We start from the raw sequence: 19486 nt of genomic DNA on the forward strand, positions 1-19486 counted from the left end.
TTAAGCCTGTACGAAATCGTTAAAGTTTTAATACAAGTCTGTCGTCCTTTGCACGTGAGCAGCATGTCAGGATTGACTTACGTGATTGACGGTTTTGTTCGCTAAGAAAGAAATCCCGGTGATCCACTTCACCTTCTGCAACATCTACCTCACAACTTCCGCACCCGCCCACTTTACAAGAATAAGGTGCATCAATTCCTTCCCTTAAAAGCGCATCAAGCAGTGTTTCGCCTTCATGAACGCGGATGGACCGATCGCTGTCTGAAAGGTCGACAATGAAAGGATCTTGCGGCCCATCATTTTTTGTCGCAAATAATTCGAAGTGGATCGCATGTTCCGGATAACCATAGGAACTGGCGGCTTTTCGATACTCTTGAACCATCTCGATTGGTCCGCAAAAATATACATGCGTGCCAATGCGATGATCCTTCATCGTCTCAGTCATCATTCTGCGTTTGTCTTCTGCCTGCGAAAAATAAAAGGTGCATTGTTCAGGATATTTGGCTTTCAACAGATCATAAAAAGCACATAATTCCGGTGTGCGTGCTGCATAATGGAGTTCGAAGGTTTGGCCTTCGGCAGCCATGTCTTCCATCATTGCCAGAAATGGGGTGATGCCGATTCCAGCTGCATAAAAGGCATGATGCTTTGCTCGAAAGCTGAGAGGGAAGTTGTTTTTAGGGAAACTGACTTCCAACCTGGAATCTATCTGTACATGATCATGCCAGAAAGCGGAACCTCCGCGTGACGCCTCATCACGCCGAATGGAAATTGCATATTTTTTACGGTCCCTTGGGTTGCTGATAAGGGAGTATTCTCTCTCAAATATCGTATCCCCGGCCGGCATGAATGTGGTCAAATGCGAACCGCCAGTAAATGCAGGCAATGGGTTTCCATCAACTGGAATCAACTCGAACTGTTTTACGAATGCTGTTTCTTGAATAATCTTGTTTACTTTCATTTGAATATTTCCTACTACCCGCATGATGATCAGCTCCCTACTTCTTCTTTTCCGATTGAGATGAATGGGTAACCAATATAACCTTCCCGTACTATGGAATAAAAAGGTCCTATTTCAAGACTTGCTCTGCAATGGTCACATTCTGCAATCTCTGCTTCTTCTGCGACTTCCGACACTTCGAAACATTTCATGCAATATACGTACCGCCGTTTAGGCCCGATAATCACAGTCTGGATCTCAGCTTCAGATAGGCCAGCTTCCACCCCGAGCGAGAAGATCATTACGGCATTGTTCCATGCAGCCGCAATATAAAATTGGGTGCCCATCTTTTGTGACAAGATGACTCTCTTAATCCCCTCTTTATCTTCCATTCCGTTAATGGAAAGACATTCAAAAGGCACTGTACCTGCAAGTTCAGAAGTGAAACTTTTCGCCTTTTCATATCCGGCTTGATCAGAAATGACGACAAACTTTCTTCGCTCATTCCGAGGAGTAAATTGATTTACGATCGTAATTGATTTATCAAACAATACTGGACTATTGTACAAGGCCCTATCCTCCTACTTATTGTTTATCTTCGCTTTTTTGTTTTTCATCAATACGCCTCAAATATTCAACCGATTGCGGAAGAAACGGGGCAATTCCTTTGTACGCAGCCATAGGATCCGGAATATCCTGCAGTACGCTATATGTCAGATCAAACCACTCCTGGCGTAATGTCAAATCCTCCAGTGGCAGGAACTGCGTATTCAATACGAATAGAATGGCGTTGCTTCGTGGCATGCGATAAAATTTTTGTTCTTCAACACGCAAACGAACAAGTTTACCTGCATTTTCCGGTGTTATCCCAGAACGCTGCGGTCCCCAGACATCCATCGTTTCATAGTTGACATCCCAACGGTCCGCCATCAGGTTCCAGTTGATGCGTGTCCATGGCTTTCCTGGCTCAATGGATAATAAAAACTTACGAACGCGATCTGCCAGTTCATCGCCTTTCCGCGATACAAATGGAACAGGTGCATGGATCTCATCAAAGGACATGCCTTTATTCCAGTTAGCTGAGAAGAGTGCGGCGTATGAAACTTGTCCCACTTCCAAATAGAAATTACTATCGCGATGAACCATTAAAACAAAATCATTGTGGAAATGGCGGCCTATATAATCAAGCGGCTCATATGGAAGCGTGGTGGCATCGCCATACACGAATGAATCGGATTCCCCGAAAATGTGGTTCTTGAAAGTCCAGTTGTCTCCATCTTTAATGACCTCGAAATGCTCCGGATAGCGATCAGTTGCCATGTCGATGAGCATTTCCAACACTTCCCATTGCATTTCCATTGTGTGTGAAAAAGATTGAAACCTTATATGCGGCTGTTCTTGAAGGAGACGACGCTTCGTTTCCACTTGGAGTCTGTATTCTGGTGTAACTTCAATACAGTTAATGTTTGAGAGTCTTTTCAAATCGTTTGAATAACGATAGTTACCTGAAGTGAATGGAAATGGGAATGTATCTAAATCAGTTGTTTTGAAATCTAAACTTTGTGTAAACATTGAACAATCTCCTCTCGTTCCCTAGATTCTTTAAATTGCGATTTTTCTATTTAGCTTCCTTTAATTCAACGGATGTACGCTCCATGTCAACTTCAAAACGGAAAATGTATTTAGATGAAACATAGTAGGTGACTAAAGCGACAAAGTATGTTGGAATTCCGGCAGCTGTATAAAGGAAAAAGTCACTCGCTTCAAAAGTCAATGGATTATAGAGTGCCCAGTAAACGATCGTTCCAATTACCACCGTGAGAACTGCCGACGGGTTAATGCCTTTCCAATAGGTATAAGAGCCTTGTGTGTCATACAAATCCCTTATTGAAATGCGTTGTCGCTTTACAAAAAAGTAATCTGCAACGACAATGCCGCCAAGAACAGCCATAATAAAGGAAATGACAGCAATGAATGAACCAAATGCATCATAGAACGTCGAGCTTAGAAGTAAGAATATAGTCGGTACCGTCGTACCCATCGCAATCATCCATGACTTTTTCGGGAATACAGTTTTAAAGCTGACAGCTTGTGAGTACATAAGGAAAATGCCTGCACCGACATTCCCAACCGAGAGTAAAATCAAGCCAATGAAGCCACCCCAACTTCCTGCGATGGAAAACATCCAGTCAGAAGGATTAAGTGAACCAGCGACTAATGCAGCAAGGGCCCCAACTAAAGCAGCGATACAGACGATAATTCCATAGCTGTAGAATCCTGCTTTAAATGCTCCTCCTTCTGTTTTAGATAAACGGCTGTATTGGCCAAGGTATGGAAGCCATGAGAAGCCGAGACCGATATTTAATTCCAGGGCAGTCGCGAATGAACGAGAAGTCGATTCAAATGGCTCGGAAGGAAGTATATGAGCAACGTTAGTGAATCCCTGGCCAAACAAGACTATTGCGAGAAGGCCAAACATGAGAACCATAAATACCGGAACGGCTACTGCGGTATATTTTTGAATCGCTATCGGTCCCCTCACCGTTACAAGGAATGCACAGATGAAGAGTAAAATCGAGAAAAACGGCGCTCCAGTTGCTTGGCTTGAGAAAATGTCGGGCATCCCCATCCAATTAGCAGCCTCTGCTAAAGCCTGGCCGGACATGAAAAGCGCAATGGAAATGTAGCCGAGAGTTAAAATAAGAAAAACAAAGAAAAAGATATTGGATCCTAGATACCCTAGTGAACTTCGAAACCCTACAAAAGTATCTATGCCATACCGCGCAAAATAAAGGGTAATGGGAACAATCAACAGCATAGGGAAGGCGTTACCGAATAAAATCGCTGCAAGTGACTGCTTCGCATCAAGCATTGTACCTGTGTATCCACCAGTTAACAGCCCAAAAGATGAGAGGCCAATAACAACCTGAACTAAAATTAAATCCCGAAGGTTAAAAATCCGGTCACTTTTACTTGCCGGTAAAAAGCCAAAGGCCACATCCTTTGAAATGGAGGAATTCTCTTTACTCACTCGCTTCTCTCCCAACTATAAAATAATGATTGTATCGCTTGGAAATAAGGCTGTATTTGTTTTGGGTGAGCTAAACAAAACTACTTTAGAAAAGTGTATAGACCAGGTAAAAGATGATTAAAATCATGAGAAAAATAGAACCTGTCGCATCCTTCCATTTCATTTTGTCGATTTTCACGGCATCTTCCTGCTCATACGCATTGATCCGCTCATTCAAATCTGAATATAGATTTTTAATAAAGGGATCTTCAGAATTGATATTCTGTTGGAACTGATTCTCTTTATTCAAAATAGCTTCTCCCTCCTTTGCAATCATGCTTTCTAGTCCCTTCTCTTTACTTTAATGCAATAAACATGCCAATCAGAAAACACCATGCTTACTGGGTTTTCAAAAGGAAGAATATTCATTTTTGAAACTATTGAACAATTGTGAAATTTCTGTAATATAAAAACTAGGAAGTTAAATGAAAGGCAGGTAGACATAAATGGATCACTTCACCTCTGCACTCTTGTCTATTTACGATCAGCTTATTGTGACAGATAAAAATGGCACCATACTGAAATCGACCGGAACAGGGAATTCCTTATTCCAAACAGTCAAATCCGCTAATGTCGGCGGTTCCATCAAGGATGTTGAACAAGATTTATTTTCCACAAGCTTGGCAGAAGAGATAATGGGCAAAAATGAAAAAAGATCTTTCATGCAGTCCTCATGGCAGGGTCCAGAGATGCTGATGACGGCATACCCGATTGAATCTGGGGCATGGGTTTGGGCCTACAAAGAAATTAAAGACTCTTATCCAGATACATCAAGGGGGCAATCGGGGCCTTTGTTGGAATCGAAGAAGCCATCTTTTCCATTTGTGATCCGCAGTAAACCGATGCTTGATGTCCTGCATAAAATGCAAATGGTTTCTGATGTTAGCGCAACAGTCCTTTTATTGGGGGAATCCGGTGTAGGAAAGGAAATAGCCGCCAGGGCCATACATAATATGAGTAACAGAAGCGACGGTCCGTTTATACCTGTCAATTGCGGTGCAATCCCGGAAAACCTGATTGAAAGCGAACTTTTTGGCTACGTAGAAGGGGCTTTTACCAGCGCACGGAAAGACGGCGCCAAAGGGAAATTCACACTCGCCCATAAAGGTATCTTATTCTTGGATGAGGTTGGCGAGTTACCGCTTAACGTACAGGTAAAACTGCTTCGCGTCCTTCAGGAACGCGTTGTCACACCAATTGGAAGTACGACATCACACCCTGTTGATATTCAAGTGATTGCCGCAACAAATAAATCGCTCGAAAAAATGGTGAAAAAAGGTGAATTTCGAGAAGACTTATATTATCGTCTTCATGTCGTACCTATCCATCTTCCACCGCTTAGGAATCGTGTAGATGAAATCCCCCATCTGGTTCAGTTTTTTTTACAAAAGTACAATACACTATACAATCGAAATGTAACTTTCACCCCGGATGCAATCGACTTGCTATGTATCTATCAATGGCCCGGTAATGTGCGCGAACTTGAAAATACAGTTGAAAGGCTTGTGATTACTAGCGGAATGCCGGAAGTAGATGTGGTGTTGGTTAAAGAGGTCCTTCCATTTAAAGGGCCCAAACCCACTTCAATACCTGTTATCGATTTTCTAATGCCTATGCAGGAAGCAGTCGACCTTGTGGAGGAACAGCTTATCAACATGGCGATGGAACAATACAAATCATTAAAACTAGCAGCGAAGGTATTGGAAGTAAGCCAGCCTACGATGAGCAGGAAATATAAAAAATTACGTAATAAAATTGAAGAGGCACGCTTTTCACCAGTGGATAAACGGGCCATTTTAGAGGAACAAATAAATCAACGGCTTCGTTCCATTGCCGTAGTAACCGCAGCTATCATTCCAGCTGAAGAAGTTATCAGTCTACAAAAAAATATGAATCGGCAAACTTCCTATTCCCAGAAATTAAAACAAAAACTTACCATGATTCAAGAAAAGGAAGGCGTAATTGAATGGGTCTTTATATTTATCATGACGGAGGATGGACGTCTGATTCACCTCGTTGCAGACAAAGGCTTTGTAATTGAACCGGGGGAAGAATATATTGGTCCCCCGGAAATGGTTAATGTCGCTTACCATGCGTTTAATGGTAAAGCTGGTGTGACTCCGATATACGAAGACAGGTACGGTGAGTGGAAAACAAGCTTTGCGCCAATTATTGATGATGACGGCAATATCGTCGCTATTGTAGGATGTGATTACAGCAAATCCTATTTCAATTCGGAAATGCAACGTCTCCGTAAGCAACTCAATATACATGTTTGATTTCAGGATGCAGTCATGCAGGATCAAACCGTTTGGGGACTAAAGCAAAAAAAAGAATAGCTGATAACAGGAGCCTTCTTGAACAGGCTTTTGCAGTCAGCTTTTTCGTTATTTTCTTCCATATACATCATGACCGTTATGAAGGAATTAAAATGGCATTAACGCCAGCGTTTTTAATCCAACTGGTTTTTCATATTGACCACACTTATATAGGCAATATTATATCTTGTTCTTCCACAATCCTTTCTTATAGTAGTTTTACGATTTATCTCCAAGTAGCTCGTTAACACAGTACTTCAACGTTAAATCCTCCAGGCGCTTCTACATAGAACGTATATCTGTGTAGGTGTTTTGGAGGTTTCACCATGAATCCATCATCCTTCAACCGTTGATTGATCCTGTTAACTTGCTCTTCATTTTCTTGTATGAATCCAACATGAAAAGTCTTGGGGTATTGTACATCGCTTCCTTTCATTAGTGTCAATATGGATCCATCATCATCTTTCATTGCGGCGAACCCATCGCCTCGGCTTCCTGCACATGACAATCCAAAGTATCTTTCTAAAAACTCCCTTGATGCTGTAACATCATTAACTGTTAAATTTATATGATTGATCTTCATTACTTCCCCCAATTTTAATATTATTGTTTTATTTCCGTCTCTCGGTAAAAAAGTTAATTTTCAGCAGGCTCTTTGTGATGTTTTTAGTCACTTTGTAATCAAGCTTGTTAATTCCCCCTTCCTATTTTCTAAGATATTCCTTCCATTTCGTTAAAATGTAAGTTTTCCCCTTCCGATTCAGTAAATAATCATCCAAGTGACTGCAATTTCAAGATTTAAAAAGGCCAACCAGTAAAAACTGGCTAGCCTTTGGTGTAACTCAATTACAATATTTTTTCATTTTCAAAGTTAGTGTTTGACTCTACTTTCTTAGCCAATTTAAATTTATAGAATAATATACAGGCTATCAAAAATCCTATCCCATAAAACAGTCCGACTCGTTGAGTAGGATCAAAGGCAAGGAATACTAGAATCAGCAAACAAAAGCCTAAACAAAACAACGGGACAAATGGGTAAAAGGGTACTATGTATTGTAAATCTTCCGTTTTACCACCCGCCTTTATAAATTTCCTTCTAAACATATATTGCGATAAAGCAATTCCCATCCATGAGATCGTGACGGAAATACCCGCTATGGACATAAGTATCACGAACACTGTATCCGCTGCAATGAAGCTAGTCAATAACGATAGGAGCGAAAAACAGATCGTAAAAAGAAGGGCATTCAATGGCACTTTCCTCTTGGATAATAGACCAAACACCTTGGGTGCCATTCCGTCATGAGCCATCGACCAAAGTAAGCGCGTAGATGCATAAAGACATGAATTCCCCACAGAAAGAATGGCTGTCAAAATAATAAAATTCATGATACCTGCTGCATAAGGAATCCCGGCTATCTTCATCAAAGTTACAAAAGGACTTTCCAATAAGCCTAATTCCGAAGAAGGGAATATGGCAGAAAGGATGATAATGGACGAAATGTAGAAAATAATGATTCTAAATAGTACGTTTCGAATGGCTTTAGGGATATTCTCTTCAGGTTTTTCACTTTCCCCTGCCGCTATTCCTATTAGTTCTGAGCCTTGATAAGAAAATATTACATTCATCATTGTCACAAAGATGATTGTAACCCCCCCTGCTGGAAATAGACCAGAAGGAGCCAAATTCTCAAAGAATGGGGTTGGACGATCAGATAAAGAGACAAAACCAAAGATGCCCGCGATTCCAATCAAGATAAACAAAATCACTGCAACGATTTTTATTCCAGCGAACCAATATTCCGCCTCTGCAAAACCTCTTGTCGTTAATGCATTCAAAGTAAATAAAAGCACTATGAACACAGCACACCAAATCCAGGTAGGACTATTGGGGAACCATTGTTTCATCAAAATTCCTGCAGCCGTGAACTCAACTCCTGCTGTTGCGGCTGAACCTACGAAATACATCCATCCTAGAGAGAAACCAGCGGAAGGCCCTATATATTCGGCAGCATATTTCTGGAAAGAGCCAGTAACCGGCATATGTACGGCTAGCTCGCCAAGGCAGACCATTACCATATACAAAATAAGACCGCCGGCTAGATAACCGACCAGGGCCCCTCCTGCCCCCGCTTGGTTAATTGTATAGCCTGCATTTAAAAAAAGGCCTGTACCAATTACGCCGCCGAGTGACAGCATAAATAAATGGCGTCTTTTCATTGAGCGTTGCAGCTGATCATTATTCTCCAGTCCATACCCCATGTAATCACTTCCTTATCTTATCTATTATCCTATGCCTTGCCTTCTCCTAAACTATCTTAGAACCTCAAAGAGAGACAACTAAGTCCGCCATCTTGTTTTTGAAATTCAGTCATCTCCACTTCAATCACTGTGTATCCCAAATCTTCAATTTTTTTCTTTGTACCATCAAACCCTTTAGGGACAATAACGCAGTCGTTCATTCTGACGCAGTTACCCGAATATTCTTCTTCCTGTTTTACGATTATTTGATTGAAGCCAGAAAAAGCCTCGTGATCAATGAATTCCCCGGCCACTAATAAATTATTGTCTCCCAGGTAATTGACACCCGTTTTTAAATGAAAGAACTTCTTAAGGGGAATGATGGTCGTATCATAACCATACTTAGTCATAATATCCTTGAACTGAAGAGCACCTGCTTCATTTGTTCTCGTTGAAAGGCCAACATAGAAGTGATTTTCAACTTGCATTACATCTCCGCCATCTAACATACCTGGAGATTGAATATATTCGATTGTGTCATAAAAGTCCTTTAAAACTTCTTTCATTTCATTAATCTCACCATTCCGGCTTTCTGCACCAGGATTGGTTACAAGGGCACATTTTGGCGTCAACACGGCTGTATCTTCCACAAACGTAGAATCAGGGTGTCTCTCATCCGATTCGAGAACGGTCACTTTCACACCGCAGCGCTTTAATGCTTCTACATAAGCCTCGTGTTGTACAAGAGCTTTTTCATAATCCGGGTTTCCTAAATCCGATGTTGTTAAGCCATTTACAAAACTTTTTCCAATCTTCCTTACAATCGCGTGTTTAAACATATATATTCCTCCTAAATAGGTAGCTTATTTTTTAAAAATGTAGGATATTAACCCTTTTGAACCAGCCGTTCTTTAAATGAAATTTCTTTTCATCACTTTGCTGCACTTAACTATTCAAGAAGCGGAAACCATGGAAAAATAGTCATGATAGGGAGAAAAGACAACCGAAAGCTTCTCTTAAACTATAACGGGTGTCTCTTCCAGCCAAATGCTTTAACAATTATTTTGGTGACCGCATAATTTATCCGCTATTCCTACAAAATATCTTACTCCATACCCTAAAGCCTTCTCATCGATTTTAAATTTAGGATGGTGTAAAGGGTAAGCTTTTCCAAACTCATCATTGTGAACGCCTAAAAATTGCATGGAAGAGGGTACGATTTCGGAAAAAGCCGAAAAATCTTCTGTCCCGAACATAGGGTCATCAACCTGGATGATATTATCACCTTCAAAAATACCTTCCATGACCGTTCTTGAAATATCGACAGCTGCTTTATCATTTACCACGGCTGGATACCCTAAATACCAAGTAATTTCACATTTTGCCCCATGCGTTTCTGAAATCCCCTTAACGATTTGCTCTAGATACTTTCTTGCTTTCAATCGGCTATCAGAGTCTAAGGAACGAATGGTACCACCGATTTCCGCATATTCAGGTATGACATTGAGCGCACTACCTGAATGGAACTGAGTGACTGAAATGACGGGTGTCCTAAGAGCTGAAATTTTTCTGGAAACGATATGTTGAAGATTCGTAGTAATTTCTGCACCAATGAGTAGCGGATCTACCGTTAATTCCGGAGTCGAGGCATGACCGCCCTGACCAATAATTTTAATTTCAAAATCATCGGCTGCTGCACAGAATACCCCTTCCCTTAAACATATTGTTCCTGTTCGTTCATAAGGAGTAACATGCAGTGCAAATGCATAATCCACTCCTTCCATGACCCCTTTTTTCACCAATTCCTGAGCTCCCCCTGGCAGAACTTCTTCGGCGTGTTGGAAAATAAACCTGATTTCTCCATCAATCGCATCTTTTTTCCCAGAGAGGACTTTAGCAGCACCTAATAACATCGCAGCATGTGCATCATGTCCGCACGCATGCATAACCCCAGGATTTTTTGACTTATATTCAATTTCTGCTTCTTCCTGAATCGGAAGTGCATCAATATCTGCACGAAAGGTGATGGTATTCGATTTTTGGGCAGATTTTTTAGCTCCTTTAAGAACCGCTAAAACGCTCGTTTCGGTAGGTCTCGTCACTTCTAATCCTGTAAAGGTTTTTAATTTCCTATAAATGAATTCAGAAGTCTGATGCTCCTGATAAGAGAGCTCAGGATTTTCGTGAAAATGACGTCTCCATGAAATCACTTCATCGACAACTGTCTCCTGTATTGTCTTCATCATAAATGCCTCCTTCAACACTTAGTTCTAATATTCAGACTTTTCAGATCTTTAAAAAGGGCCATACTGTATGCTTTGTGCAATGATCAAAAAGATAATCGCTACCGCAACCTGAATCAAAAGATACGGAAACACCCATTTTACCCATTTCGTAAATGATATGCCTGCCACTGCCAGTCCAGCCAATAGCACTCCAGAAGTCGGAAATATCATATTCGAGATCCCATCCCCTAATTGGAAAGCTAATACTGCCGTTTGTCTTGTCACACCCATTAAATCCGCCAATGGAGCCATAATCGGCATCGTCAATGCTGCTTGTCCACTTCCGGATGGAACAATGAAGTTAAGAAATAATTGGACAATGAACATACCGATTGCATTTATGGCGGGAGGAAGCTGCTCAACCAATCCTGCAGCATAATATAAAATGGTATCCAGCAATCCGCCACTTGTAATGATGACCAAGATTGTCTGTGCAACACCTATTATCAATGCCCCGGAAACCATATCGCCCGCTCCTGAAATAAAACCATTAGCCATCCTTGATGGAGTCAAGCCACCAATTAGGCCCATTATGATCCCGCTTAATAAAAACAAACCGCCAATTTCACTTATATACCATCCTAATTTAATAACTCCATATACTAATAGGATGAAATTCACCAATAAAATAATTAAAGCAACGCTATGTCTTTTACTCATCCTAAAGTTTTTATCAAGATGTGCATGTTCTTCACGCTTGAATTTCCCATACTCCCCCAGTTCAGGGTTTCTTTTAACCTTCATTGCATGGAAATAGATGTACAATACTGTAACGACATAAAACACTGCAAGAAGAGCGATCCGCAATCCCATTCCCGAATACATGGGCAGTTCTGCAATGCTTTGGGCAACTCCTACATTAAAAGGGTTCGTAATGCCAGAAATGAATCCAGTCGCCAATGTTCCAAGGATGACGATCGCAAAACCTGTAAGTGCATCAAAGCCTAATGCAATCGTCATCGGAACTATGATTGCGATATAAACTAATGCATCTTCAGCAGAGCCGATCAGTGTCCCTAATGATGCGAAGATTAATACCATCAACGGAATAAGCAATTTCTCTTTTGTTCCGAATCGGACGGCCACAAACTTAATGAAAGAATCCAGTGCTCCCGTTGCCTGCATGATTCCCAGTGCTCCGCCAAACAAAAAGACGAACAAGATAATTGACGCTCCTTCAATCATCCCTGCGTGAATACTGCTGAACATTTCCAATAATCCCACTGGTGTTGATTCAATGAATTCAAAAGAAGTGGGATTGACTACACTTCGGCCATCCTTTTCAATTCTTTCATATTGGCCAGCGGGTAAGATATAGGTTAAAACTGTCACTATTACAATTACGATAAACATTAATACAAAAGGATTTATCCCTTTTTCAGGTAACTCCGTCAGTTGGTTAAGTGGCTTATTATTCTGATTAAGCGGCTCGGAAGTGATTTGACCATTAGGCAGGTCATTCATATAAATACCCCCAGTTAAAGTTTTATACTTTTAATCCAGATCTCCTGTCGGACCATCACTTCTCAACCAAACACTTAAACATACTCTTTATTAACTTCTCCAGCATGACGGGCGTATGGACGAAGGCGCTATCGATGTGAAGGCGCTCAGTACGCTGGTGGGCATCCTTGCCGAACGGACCCACATTAAGTACGGGTGCCTGAAGTTTTTGCATATCAGCAAAAGGAATGCTGTAAGTATCGCCCCAGACTGGTGTATTTTTTTCAAAAGCCGTCCAGCCATCAGACTCGTCACTATATTGAACATAGCTTAAATCGCAAAGTCCATTAAAATAATGAATTTGGCTGACTTCTTCACCAAGCATGCTGGCAGTTTCCTTCATTAATTTCACAGATTCCATGATAAGCGGATCATCGGACGTATTGACGGCTGGATAATATGGCGGTGCGAACAGCAATACAATGGCGGGTGAAAGCTCCTGACATTGTATCATCAATTTTTCAGCGATCCGCACTGATTTTTCCCGCTCATCCAAATCCATGTTTCCTTTAACTTCACTCTTTATTTTCTCAACAAAACTCCCGCCAAATTTGCCCTCGGCATATGAAAGTAACTTTTCATAGCGCAATACTTGTACTTCACCTACACCTTCAATTTGTTCACGCATACATAGCTCTTTATAAGATTCATTGCATTTCATCGCTGCTTCGTTTGCAACCTGCTCGAATAGGTCCATTATTTCTGCAGCTGTTCTTTTCATAATGAACACATTATAAAGCGCGGCTGCCCGATAAGGTGTCTGTGTTGAATATTGTAGTTTTAGATCTTTTTGCTGAAGCGATACCGGTAATGGTGTTTCCTCACCAAGATCACTTTCCAGAAAAAGAGTGTTCCACTCCATGAGCTGCGTGAGGAACGAGGCTATATAGTTAGCCGTCATGCCCTTTAATGGTTCACCTACATGAGTTTCTTTCCCATAAAAAAGGGCAGCAGGCATGATTTTCCCCAAAGTTCCGGAATAAATATAATGTCTATTATCGCCCGGTTTCTGTGAAAAGGACGGTTCACTATTAAAAAACATTTTATAGGAAAGGTCATATTTATCACGTAAAGCCACAAGTTCTTTAACTGCAGCCCTCATTCCCGCAGAATTCACTTCCTCATCAGGAACCGTTAACAGCAGGAGATTGATCGGCCATTGTTCGATGCTTGCCTTTTCGATGATAGCCATATGAAGGGCAAGCCCCATTTTCATATCCATCGTTCCTCTACCAAACAAGTACTTTCCTGATTCAAGATCAATGCGCGCTTCTTCCGGTAGTTCATCTTTCCTGTCATGAAGTTTTTTCGTGAGCTCCTCTGGTTGAAATGCAAGAGTCTCAAGGTCACCGTATTCTTCAGTATGAACCGTATCAAAATGGCTAATTAATACAACGGTCTCCTTTGCATCAGGATGTTTATAGAAAGCATTGACAAAATTCCTCCCTAAATCAGCCTCGTGAAGCGATAAGTGTGCCGGATTCCTTTTAAAATAATCAAGCTCCCTCAATTTATCTTGCACCTTATACGGAAACGTCCGTTCCCCTAATGTGAGAGTACGGCTTTCCCAGCTAACAAGTTCACATAACAAGGTACGGAGCGTTTCTGGAGTACCCCATAGTAATTGACTCATTCCAATCCCCCTTCATTAATATTTGTACGGACCACCGGGCAGGTTAAACAAGTTGGACCGCCAGTGCCTTTGAAACTGATCTCAGTTCCTTTGTACTCATAAACTGTTGCTCCCGCATCAATAAGCTTTTGCTTCGTGTAAGCGTTACCAGAAGATAACAGGCAAACCCGCGGAGCAATGGCAAGAACATTACAGCCCAAGGTCAAGTACTCATCAACCGGCACTTCAATAAGCTGTATGCCTCGTTCAATCAGCAGTTTTCTGAAAAAGACAGGCATAAGGCGGGAGTGAACCACTGCTAAATCCTTGTCGACCATACTGATGAAAGACATTAGATGGAGACACTCTCCCTCTCCTTGATCATGCGGAAGCTGAACTACGATGAATTCATCCACAAGATGAGCGGTCATTTCTTTTAGTTGCCGAATGGCTTCAGCATTTGTACGATAACCATGTCCGACAACTAGGGTCTTATCATCAAGCCAAACGATATCACCGCCATCCGCGACCGCATCACCCTGCAAATACCCAATAATCGGGATGTTCTTTTCCTTACAAAATTGCTTGTATACACTAGCTTCAGGCTGTCTCAATTCTTTCCCGGACTTTAAAATGATGGCTCCTTGGCTAGTGAATTTGACCGGGTCATGCGCATATAAGGAGTCAATGCCGACTACCGAAGATGCTGGCAAATAATCGATGTTTGGAACATATTTCTCCAAAATGGAAATAAAGTCACCATACTCTTTTAGTGCTTCGTTGAAATCTGGCTCTTCCGCAAAGTTGAAGTTCCGCCATGCTTGGCTTAAATGCTCTTGACTAATAAACGCTTCTTTCGGATGTTTTACAATGACACGTTCCAATGGTTTGTACATGGACGAACAATATGTCACTGCCTCCCCCTCCTTTTCCGCATAGTGGAAAACGTTTCCGCTAATAGGAATTTTTCTTTTATTATAAAATTAACTTTGGTATAATGTCAATATGTTTTAAATATTCAAATAAATCAAAGTTTTATTCAACTTGTAATGAAAGATAGGTGGTTTGTTTATGCAATCGATCGACCGTGCCATGAACGTTATAAAGGTGCTGGTTTCCAATTCATCGGAAAACTGGCTGTCAATTACGGAACTTTCCCAAGAATGTGATCTTCCTGTCAGCTCCATGCATCGTTTGTTAAAAGCGATGTCCTTGCATGGATTAATCCAACAGGACGGGCAATCCAAACAATATGGTTTGGGGAATATTTGGCTCGAATATGGTTTACGTATGTATGACAAAATGGATTACATCAGCCAAATAAGGCCTGAACTGGAAAGGCTGATGAACAAAGTGGAGGAAAGCGTCTATCTTAGCCAGCCAATAGGAATGGAATCACTCGTAATCGAACGAATCGACAGTGAAAAAAGCCAAATCCGGGTTTATGACCAGCTTGGCTCACGAGTACCTTTGCATATTGGGGCTGCCAATAAAGCGATGCTCGCCTATATGCCATATAATCAAGCTAAAAAAATCGTGGATGCTCTTCTGCCAATTCAAGAAAGAGCAGCTTTTTGGGATATATTGCAAGAGACTAAAATGAAGGGACATGGAATCAGCCACAGTGAAAGAACAGAGGGAACATGTTCTGTTGCCGTGCCGATACTGAACCATTTTGGGGAAGTTCACGGTGCGGTGAGCATAGGTTTTGTCAGTTTTAACCTGACAGATGAAAGACTTGATTTCCTCATTAAGAATGTTATGGAAACTGGCAATCGGGTTTCTGCAAAATTGGGGTATAGGGGAACATGAATAAGAGAGCAGTGGAGGATTAACGGATAAGCCGAAAAAGAAGATGAATCATTTCATCTTCTTTTTCGTTTTTATATTAATCGCTGCCGGTCACAAATAAATCTTCTTTAAAATAGGCGAGGACCTCGCCGGCCACGACTGGCTCACCCTCCAATACCTCCAATGATTCTATTTTCCCGCTAACACCAATATCAATGATTTCCAAACGTCCATCTGCCTTCTTAATCTGAAATAATTGTTCCCATTCGTAAAATCTGGAATTTTTGGATATTGAAATTTTTTCAATCCTGCCTTCACATGGGCTAAGAATCACATCAACGTACATTTACATCATTCCTTCCTTCAGTATTCTTCTAAATGAAATGGGGTTTGTAAGACCAACTTGAGAAAGTTTTGGAACTCATGTATATCTTCATGTTCAATCCCAAGGGTCGGAGCCCAGTACTGATCTAAATTAATATCATTGGCACAAAGCAGGATCATTCTTCCGCTTTGCATGGAAGTCACCATTGCTTTACCGAAAAACTGGGCCGAATATACAATGGTCACATCATATCTATAATCTTGTGACAATAAGCAATAATGATGAATAGCCTGGTTTTCTTTATTTTCGGAAAGAATATCAAAATTCAACGGATTGCCTCCTTTCTTGTAAGCCCTAATTCGCTCAGAATCTGACCCAACCTCGAAGCTGGGATGCTTCTGCTATTTTGCGAATCCCTTCAATATAAGCAGCCACCTTCATATTCACGGAATATTTTTGTGAAGTATGGTAGACATTCAAAAAGCTGGCCGTTATCTTTTCCTTCAATCGTTCATCCACAAGCTCCTCCGTCCAGTAATAACCTTGGTTGTTCTGGCACCATTCAAAATACGAGACTATCACCCCTCCTGAATTCGCCAAAATATCCGGGACTAGCACTATACCTTTATCATCGAGAATCTTGATCGCTTCCTTTGTTGTTGGCCCATTTGCTGCTTCGATCAGGATTTCACATTTTAATCGGTTTGCATTATCTTTATTCACCACTCCGCTTATAGCTGCGGGAATCAGCACATCACACTCTTTTTCCAACAATTCTTGATTGGATAATGAATCTTTGAATAAGTTCGAAACAACCCCAAAAGAGTCCCTATTCTCCAAAAGGTAAGGAATATTCAAGCCATCCGGATCATATAAGCCTCCAAGCTCATCCGCAATTCCGGCAACCTTAGCCCCCATTTCATGTAAATATAACGCTAAATGACTGCCAACATTCCCGAATCCCTGAATGATTACCCGCATGCCTTCAATAGGAATCCCCTTTAAATCACATATCATTTGAAGTGTATATAATACTCCCTTGGAAGTGGCCTTTTCCCTGCCCTTCGATCCTCCTAATCTCAGAGGCTTTCCTGTAATGAATCCGGGTGAATCGAATTCCCTGATGTGATCGTATTCATCCAGCATCCAGGCCATGATTTGTGAATTTGTATACATATCAGGTGCCGGAATATCTTTTGTAGGGCCCACTATTTGACTAACTGCCCTGACATACCCTCTGCTTAATCGTTCTAGCTCAGATGAACTCATCTGTCTGGGATCACACACAATGCCACCTTTTGCCCCTCCATATGGAAGATCGGTTATTCCGCATTTCAAGCTCATCCATCCGGCCAATGCCTTAACTTCTTCAGGAGTGACATCCGGGTGAAACCGAATCCCCCCTTTTGTTGGACCGGCTGCATCATTATGTTGAGCCCGATACCCTTGAAACATCCTTGTCTCCCCATTATCCATTTGAATAGGAATACTGACTTCCAGAAAACGCATTGGCACTTTCAAAAAATCAAAAACCTGATCTGGATAGTCCAAAACATGAATCGCTTCTTTTAGGATATCCTGGAACTCTTGCAGTGGATTATCCGATTGACGTTTTTCAATCACCTTAATTTTCCCTGTCATTTTAGCACCTCACTTTTATTCTTATAACTTACTTAAGCAACTTTCATGCCAGCTTTGAAGATATCGTGTGGATAGCCATATACCGCCATTTGCAATCATCAATAACACACATACAACCATCAGGACATATGTATTAATTCATAAGCAATTCAGGTTTGCATATGTAAACAGTGATGATTAAATACAAAAAAACGCATCCTTATTAGGATGCGTTTTATCCTTGCAAAGTCTCATAGCTGAATTTCTTCAACTTGGTATTGGGGCGGAGCCTTCCGGAATGCCTTTGTGATATATAATAGATAACAAAAACCAATAATGAACCAACTTGTCCCCATTATTAGGGAACTTGTCTCAAGGTTGATCCAAAGAATGCCAATTGCTATAGCTCCAATTAAAGGCATGATTAAGTATTGAATACACCCTTTTATCGTTCGATGTTTCTTTTCCCGAATGATAAAATGGCTGATCACTGACAGATTTACAAAGGTAAATGCCATTAATGCACCGAAGTTGATCAGTGACGTTGCTGTCACTAAATCAAAGAATAAAGCCGACAATGAAATGACTCCAACTATGAGTACATTAATGGCTGGCGTCTTCCACTTAGGGTGAATAAACCCAATCCATTTTTCCGGAAACACTTTATCACGTCCCATAACATACAAAAGACGGGAAACGCTGGCATGCGATGCTAGTCCCGAGGCTAGCGTATTGACGAAAGTCGTACAAAGAAAAATGGATTGAAATAGCTTCCCACCTACATAAAGGGCGATTTCCGGTAATGCAGCATCCGGTTCCTTAAAACGGGATATATCCGGAAAAAAGAGCTGAATAAAGAAAGATGCGGTAATGAAGATGATTCCACCCCAAAGTGCAGTTAAAAATATCGCTTTTGGAATCGTTTTTTTCGGATCCGGGGTTTCCTCAGATAGTGTCGTTACCGCATCGAATCCCAAAAAGGAAAAACAAAGGATTGTGGCGCCGGTTATTATTGCAGAAAAGTCCATTCCTTCATTTACGAAAGGCTTTATCGTAAACACTTCTCCTGTACCTTCTCCATCATTTAAACCTTTGACGACAAGAATGATGAACACTGCCATGATGGCAATCTGGATTAAAACAAAAAGCGCATTAAAGTTTGCAAGTACATTGACACTCCGTAGATTGAGAATGGTGACGATTGCTACGAACAATACGACCCAAATCCACGTGGGAACTCCTGGAAATAATGCTGTAAGATAAATTTTGGTCAACAATGCATTGACCATAGGTAAAAACAAATAGTCTAACAACGAAGACCATCCTACCAGGAATCCTAAATGCGGGTTTATGGCCTTTTGCGTATAAGTGTAGGCAGAACCTGCAGCAGGAAAAACCTTTACAAGTTTTCCATAGCTCGCCGCTGTAAAAAGCATCCCCACCAATGCAAAGATATAGGCAGTCGGCACATGGCCGCCCGTAATCCCAGATACAATTCCAAATGTATCAAATACGACCATGGGGGTCATATATGCTAACCCCATCATAACGATTTGCCATAATTTCAGTGATCTTTTCAATGTAACCTCATTTTCCACCTATCATTCCTCCTTGAAACCGCTTTCAAACCAGTAAGTTCAATTTCTTAACTTGATAAATCTCCATGCCTCCCTCTTTTTTTAAAGTTTTACCTGTATACCTTAATGCAATTTCTGTGCCACATGATTTTGGTTTACTCTACAAACGAAAAACGCCAAAAATGCTACTTAATTCCTGTATTC

General features: G+C 41.1%; 18 protein-coding genes. 2 read left to right on the forward strand and 16 right to left on the reverse strand.

Features of this window, described 5'->3' with window-relative positions:
- Window positions 1-19: 19 nt before the first annotated feature.
- From MKY17_RS17155 to MKY17_RS17175, 5 genes are all read right to left on the reverse strand, one after another.
- Window positions 20-985: a PDR/VanB family oxidoreductase gene (locus MKY17_RS17155; RefSeq protein ID WP_260398153.1), complete on the reverse strand. Its 966-nt coding sequence runs from the start codon at window positions 983-985 to the stop codon at window positions 20-22.
- Window positions 986-990: 5 nt separating this feature from the next.
- Window positions 991-1509 carry a hypothetical protein gene (locus MKY17_RS17160; protein WP_098370670.1) on the reverse strand — a complete coding sequence of 173 codons (519 nt, stop codon included), beginning with the start codon at window positions 1507-1509 and terminating at the stop codon, window positions 991-993.
- Between the two features lie 16 nt (window positions 1510-1525).
- The gene (locus MKY17_RS17165) at window positions 1526-2512 is read right to left on the reverse strand and encodes a DUF3445 domain-containing protein (RefSeq protein WP_098370671.1); all 987 of its coding nucleotides are present in this window, start codon (window positions 2510-2512) and stop codon (window positions 1526-1528) included.
- Window positions 2513-2558: 46 nt separating this feature from the next.
- Entirely contained in the window at window positions 2559-3971 is a 1413-nt protein-coding gene (locus MKY17_RS17170) for a cytosine permease (RefSeq protein WP_098370672.1), read from the reverse strand.
- Between the two features lie 85 nt (window positions 3972-4056).
- Window positions 4057-4260: a hypothetical protein gene (locus MKY17_RS17175; protein ID WP_141993493.1), complete on the reverse strand. Its 204-nt coding sequence runs from the start codon at window positions 4258-4260 to the stop codon at window positions 4057-4059.
- Between the two features lie 196 nt (window positions 4261-4456).
- Here MKY17_RS17175 and MKY17_RS17180 point away from each other — a divergent pair, with 196 nt between their 5' ends.
- Window positions 4457-6289, forward strand: coding sequence for a sigma 54-interacting transcriptional regulator (locus tag MKY17_RS17180; protein ID WP_098370674.1), 1833 nt, complete (start codon window positions 4457-4459; stop codon window positions 6287-6289).
- A 283-nt stretch (window positions 6290-6572) separates the two neighbouring features.
- Here the strand turns inward: MKY17_RS17180 and MKY17_RS17185 are convergent, their stop codons facing one another.
- The 7 genes from MKY17_RS17185 to MKY17_RS17215 form a co-directional block, all read right to left on the reverse strand.
- Complete coding sequence (locus tag MKY17_RS17185; protein ID WP_063233316.1) at window positions 6573-6911, reverse strand: VOC family protein; 339 nt, start codon at window positions 6909-6911, stop codon at window positions 6573-6575.
- Between the two features lie 263 nt (window positions 6912-7174).
- Window positions 7175-8590, reverse strand: coding sequence for an amino acid permease (locus MKY17_RS17190; protein WP_098370676.1), 1416 nt, complete (start codon window positions 8588-8590; stop codon window positions 7175-7177).
- Window positions 8591-8646: 56 nt separating this feature from the next.
- Window positions 8647-9408: an arginine deiminase-related protein gene (locus tag MKY17_RS17195; RefSeq protein ID WP_098370677.1), complete on the reverse strand. Its 762-nt coding sequence runs from the start codon at window positions 9406-9408 to the stop codon at window positions 8647-8649.
- 213 nt (window positions 9409-9621) lie between these two features.
- The gene (locus MKY17_RS17200; RefSeq protein ID WP_098370678.1) at window positions 9622-10815 is read right to left on the reverse strand and encodes an amidohydrolase; all 1194 of its coding nucleotides are present in this window, start codon (window positions 10813-10815) and stop codon (window positions 9622-9624) included.
- A gap of 48 nt (window positions 10816-10863) precedes the next feature.
- Window positions 10864-12318: a YfcC family protein gene (locus MKY17_RS17205; RefSeq protein WP_098370679.1), complete on the reverse strand. Its 1455-nt coding sequence runs from the start codon at window positions 12316-12318 to the stop codon at window positions 10864-10866.
- Between the two features lie 55 nt (window positions 12319-12373).
- Window positions 12374-13990, reverse strand: a complete 1617-nt coding sequence (locus MKY17_RS17210; protein WP_098370680.1) for a M20/M25/M40 family metallo-hydrolase — start codon at window positions 13988-13990, stop codon at window positions 12374-12376.
- A complete protein-coding gene (locus MKY17_RS17215) occupies window positions 13987-14865 on the reverse strand; it encodes an arginine deiminase family protein (RefSeq protein WP_098370681.1) in 879 nt (292 codons plus the stop codon). Before MKY17_RS17215 ends, MKY17_RS17210 begins: the two co-directional genes overlap by 4 nt.
- A 175-nt stretch (window positions 14866-15040) precedes the next feature.
- Here MKY17_RS17215 and MKY17_RS17220 point away from each other — a divergent pair, with 175 nt between their 5' ends.
- Complete coding sequence (locus MKY17_RS17220) at window positions 15041-15781, forward strand: IclR family transcriptional regulator (RefSeq protein ID WP_098370682.1); 741 nt, start codon at window positions 15041-15043, stop codon at window positions 15779-15781.
- A 76-nt stretch (window positions 15782-15857) separates the two neighbouring features.
- Here the strand turns inward: MKY17_RS17220 and MKY17_RS17225 are convergent, their stop codons facing one another.
- From MKY17_RS17225 to MKY17_RS17240, 4 genes are all read right to left on the reverse strand, one after another.
- Window positions 15858-16106 carry a hypothetical protein gene (locus MKY17_RS17225; RefSeq protein WP_098370683.1) on the reverse strand — a complete coding sequence of 83 codons (249 nt, stop codon included), beginning with the start codon at window positions 16104-16106 and terminating at the stop codon, window positions 15858-15860.
- Window positions 16107-16123: 17 nt separating this feature from the next.
- The gene (locus tag MKY17_RS17230; protein WP_098370684.1) at window positions 16124-16414 is read right to left on the reverse strand and encodes an SAV0927 family protein; all 291 of its coding nucleotides are present in this window, start codon (window positions 16412-16414) and stop codon (window positions 16124-16126) included.
- A 34-nt stretch (window positions 16415-16448) separates the two neighbouring features.
- A complete protein-coding gene (locus tag MKY17_RS17235; protein WP_098370685.1) occupies window positions 16449-17726 on the reverse strand; it encodes a Glu/Leu/Phe/Val dehydrogenase in 1278 nt (425 codons plus the stop codon).
- 230 nt (window positions 17727-17956) lie between these two features.
- Window positions 17957-19303, reverse strand: a complete 1347-nt coding sequence (locus MKY17_RS17240) for an APC family permease (RefSeq protein WP_286176965.1) — start codon at window positions 19301-19303, stop codon at window positions 17957-17959.
- Window positions 19304-19486: the final 183 nt, after the last annotated feature.

This window comes from Peribacillus sp. FSL P2-0133 (genome assembly GCF_037975445.1).
Lineage (GTDB): Bacteria > Bacillota > Bacilli > Bacillales > DSM-1321 > Peribacillus > Peribacillus simplex_E.

Coding starts and splice junctions, on each gene's coding strand:
- MKY17_RS17190 (WP_098370676.1), bottom strand. CDS start 8,590: ATGGGGTATGGACTGGAGAATAATGATCAGCTGCAACGCTCAATGAAA.
- MKY17_RS17205 (WP_098370679.1), bottom strand. CDS start 12,318: ATGAATGACCTGCCTAATGGTCAAATCACTTCCGAGCCGCTTAATCAG.
- MKY17_RS17210 (WP_098370680.1), bottom strand. CDS start 13,990: ATGAGTCAATTACTATGGGGTACTCCAGAAACGCTCCGTACCTTGTTA.
- MKY17_RS17235 (WP_098370685.1), bottom strand. CDS start 17,726: ATGACAGGGAAAATTAAGGTGATTGAAAAACGTCAATCGGATAATCCA.
- MKY17_RS17185 (WP_063233316.1), bottom strand. CDS start 6,911: ATGAAGATCAATCATATAAATTTAACAGTTAATGATGTTACAGCATCA.
- MKY17_RS17165 (WP_098370671.1), bottom strand. CDS start 2,512: ATGTTTACACAAAGTTTAGATTTCAAAACAACTGATTTAGATACATTC.
- MKY17_RS17215 (WP_098370681.1), bottom strand. CDS start 14,865: ATGTACAAACCATTGGAACGTGTCATTGTAAAACATCCGAAAGAAGCG.
- MKY17_RS17195 (WP_098370677.1), bottom strand. CDS start 9,408: ATGTTTAAACACGCGATTGTAAGGAAGATTGGAAAAAGTTTTGTAAAT.
- MKY17_RS17180 (WP_098370674.1), top strand. CDS start 4,457: ATGGATCACTTCACCTCTGCACTCTTGTCTATTTACGATCAGCTTATT.
- MKY17_RS17200 (WP_098370678.1), bottom strand. CDS start 10,815: ATGATGAAGACAATACAGGAGACAGTTGTCGATGAAGTGATTTCATGG.
- MKY17_RS17225 (WP_098370683.1), bottom strand. CDS start 16,106: ATGTACGTTGATGTGATTCTTAGCCCATGTGAAGGCAGGATTGAAAAA.
- MKY17_RS17155 (WP_260398153.1), bottom strand. CDS start 985: ATGCGGGTAGTAGGAAATATTCAAATGAAAGTAAACAAGATTATTCAA.
- MKY17_RS17220 (WP_098370682.1), top strand. CDS start 15,041: ATGCAATCGATCGACCGTGCCATGAACGTTATAAAGGTGCTGGTTTCC.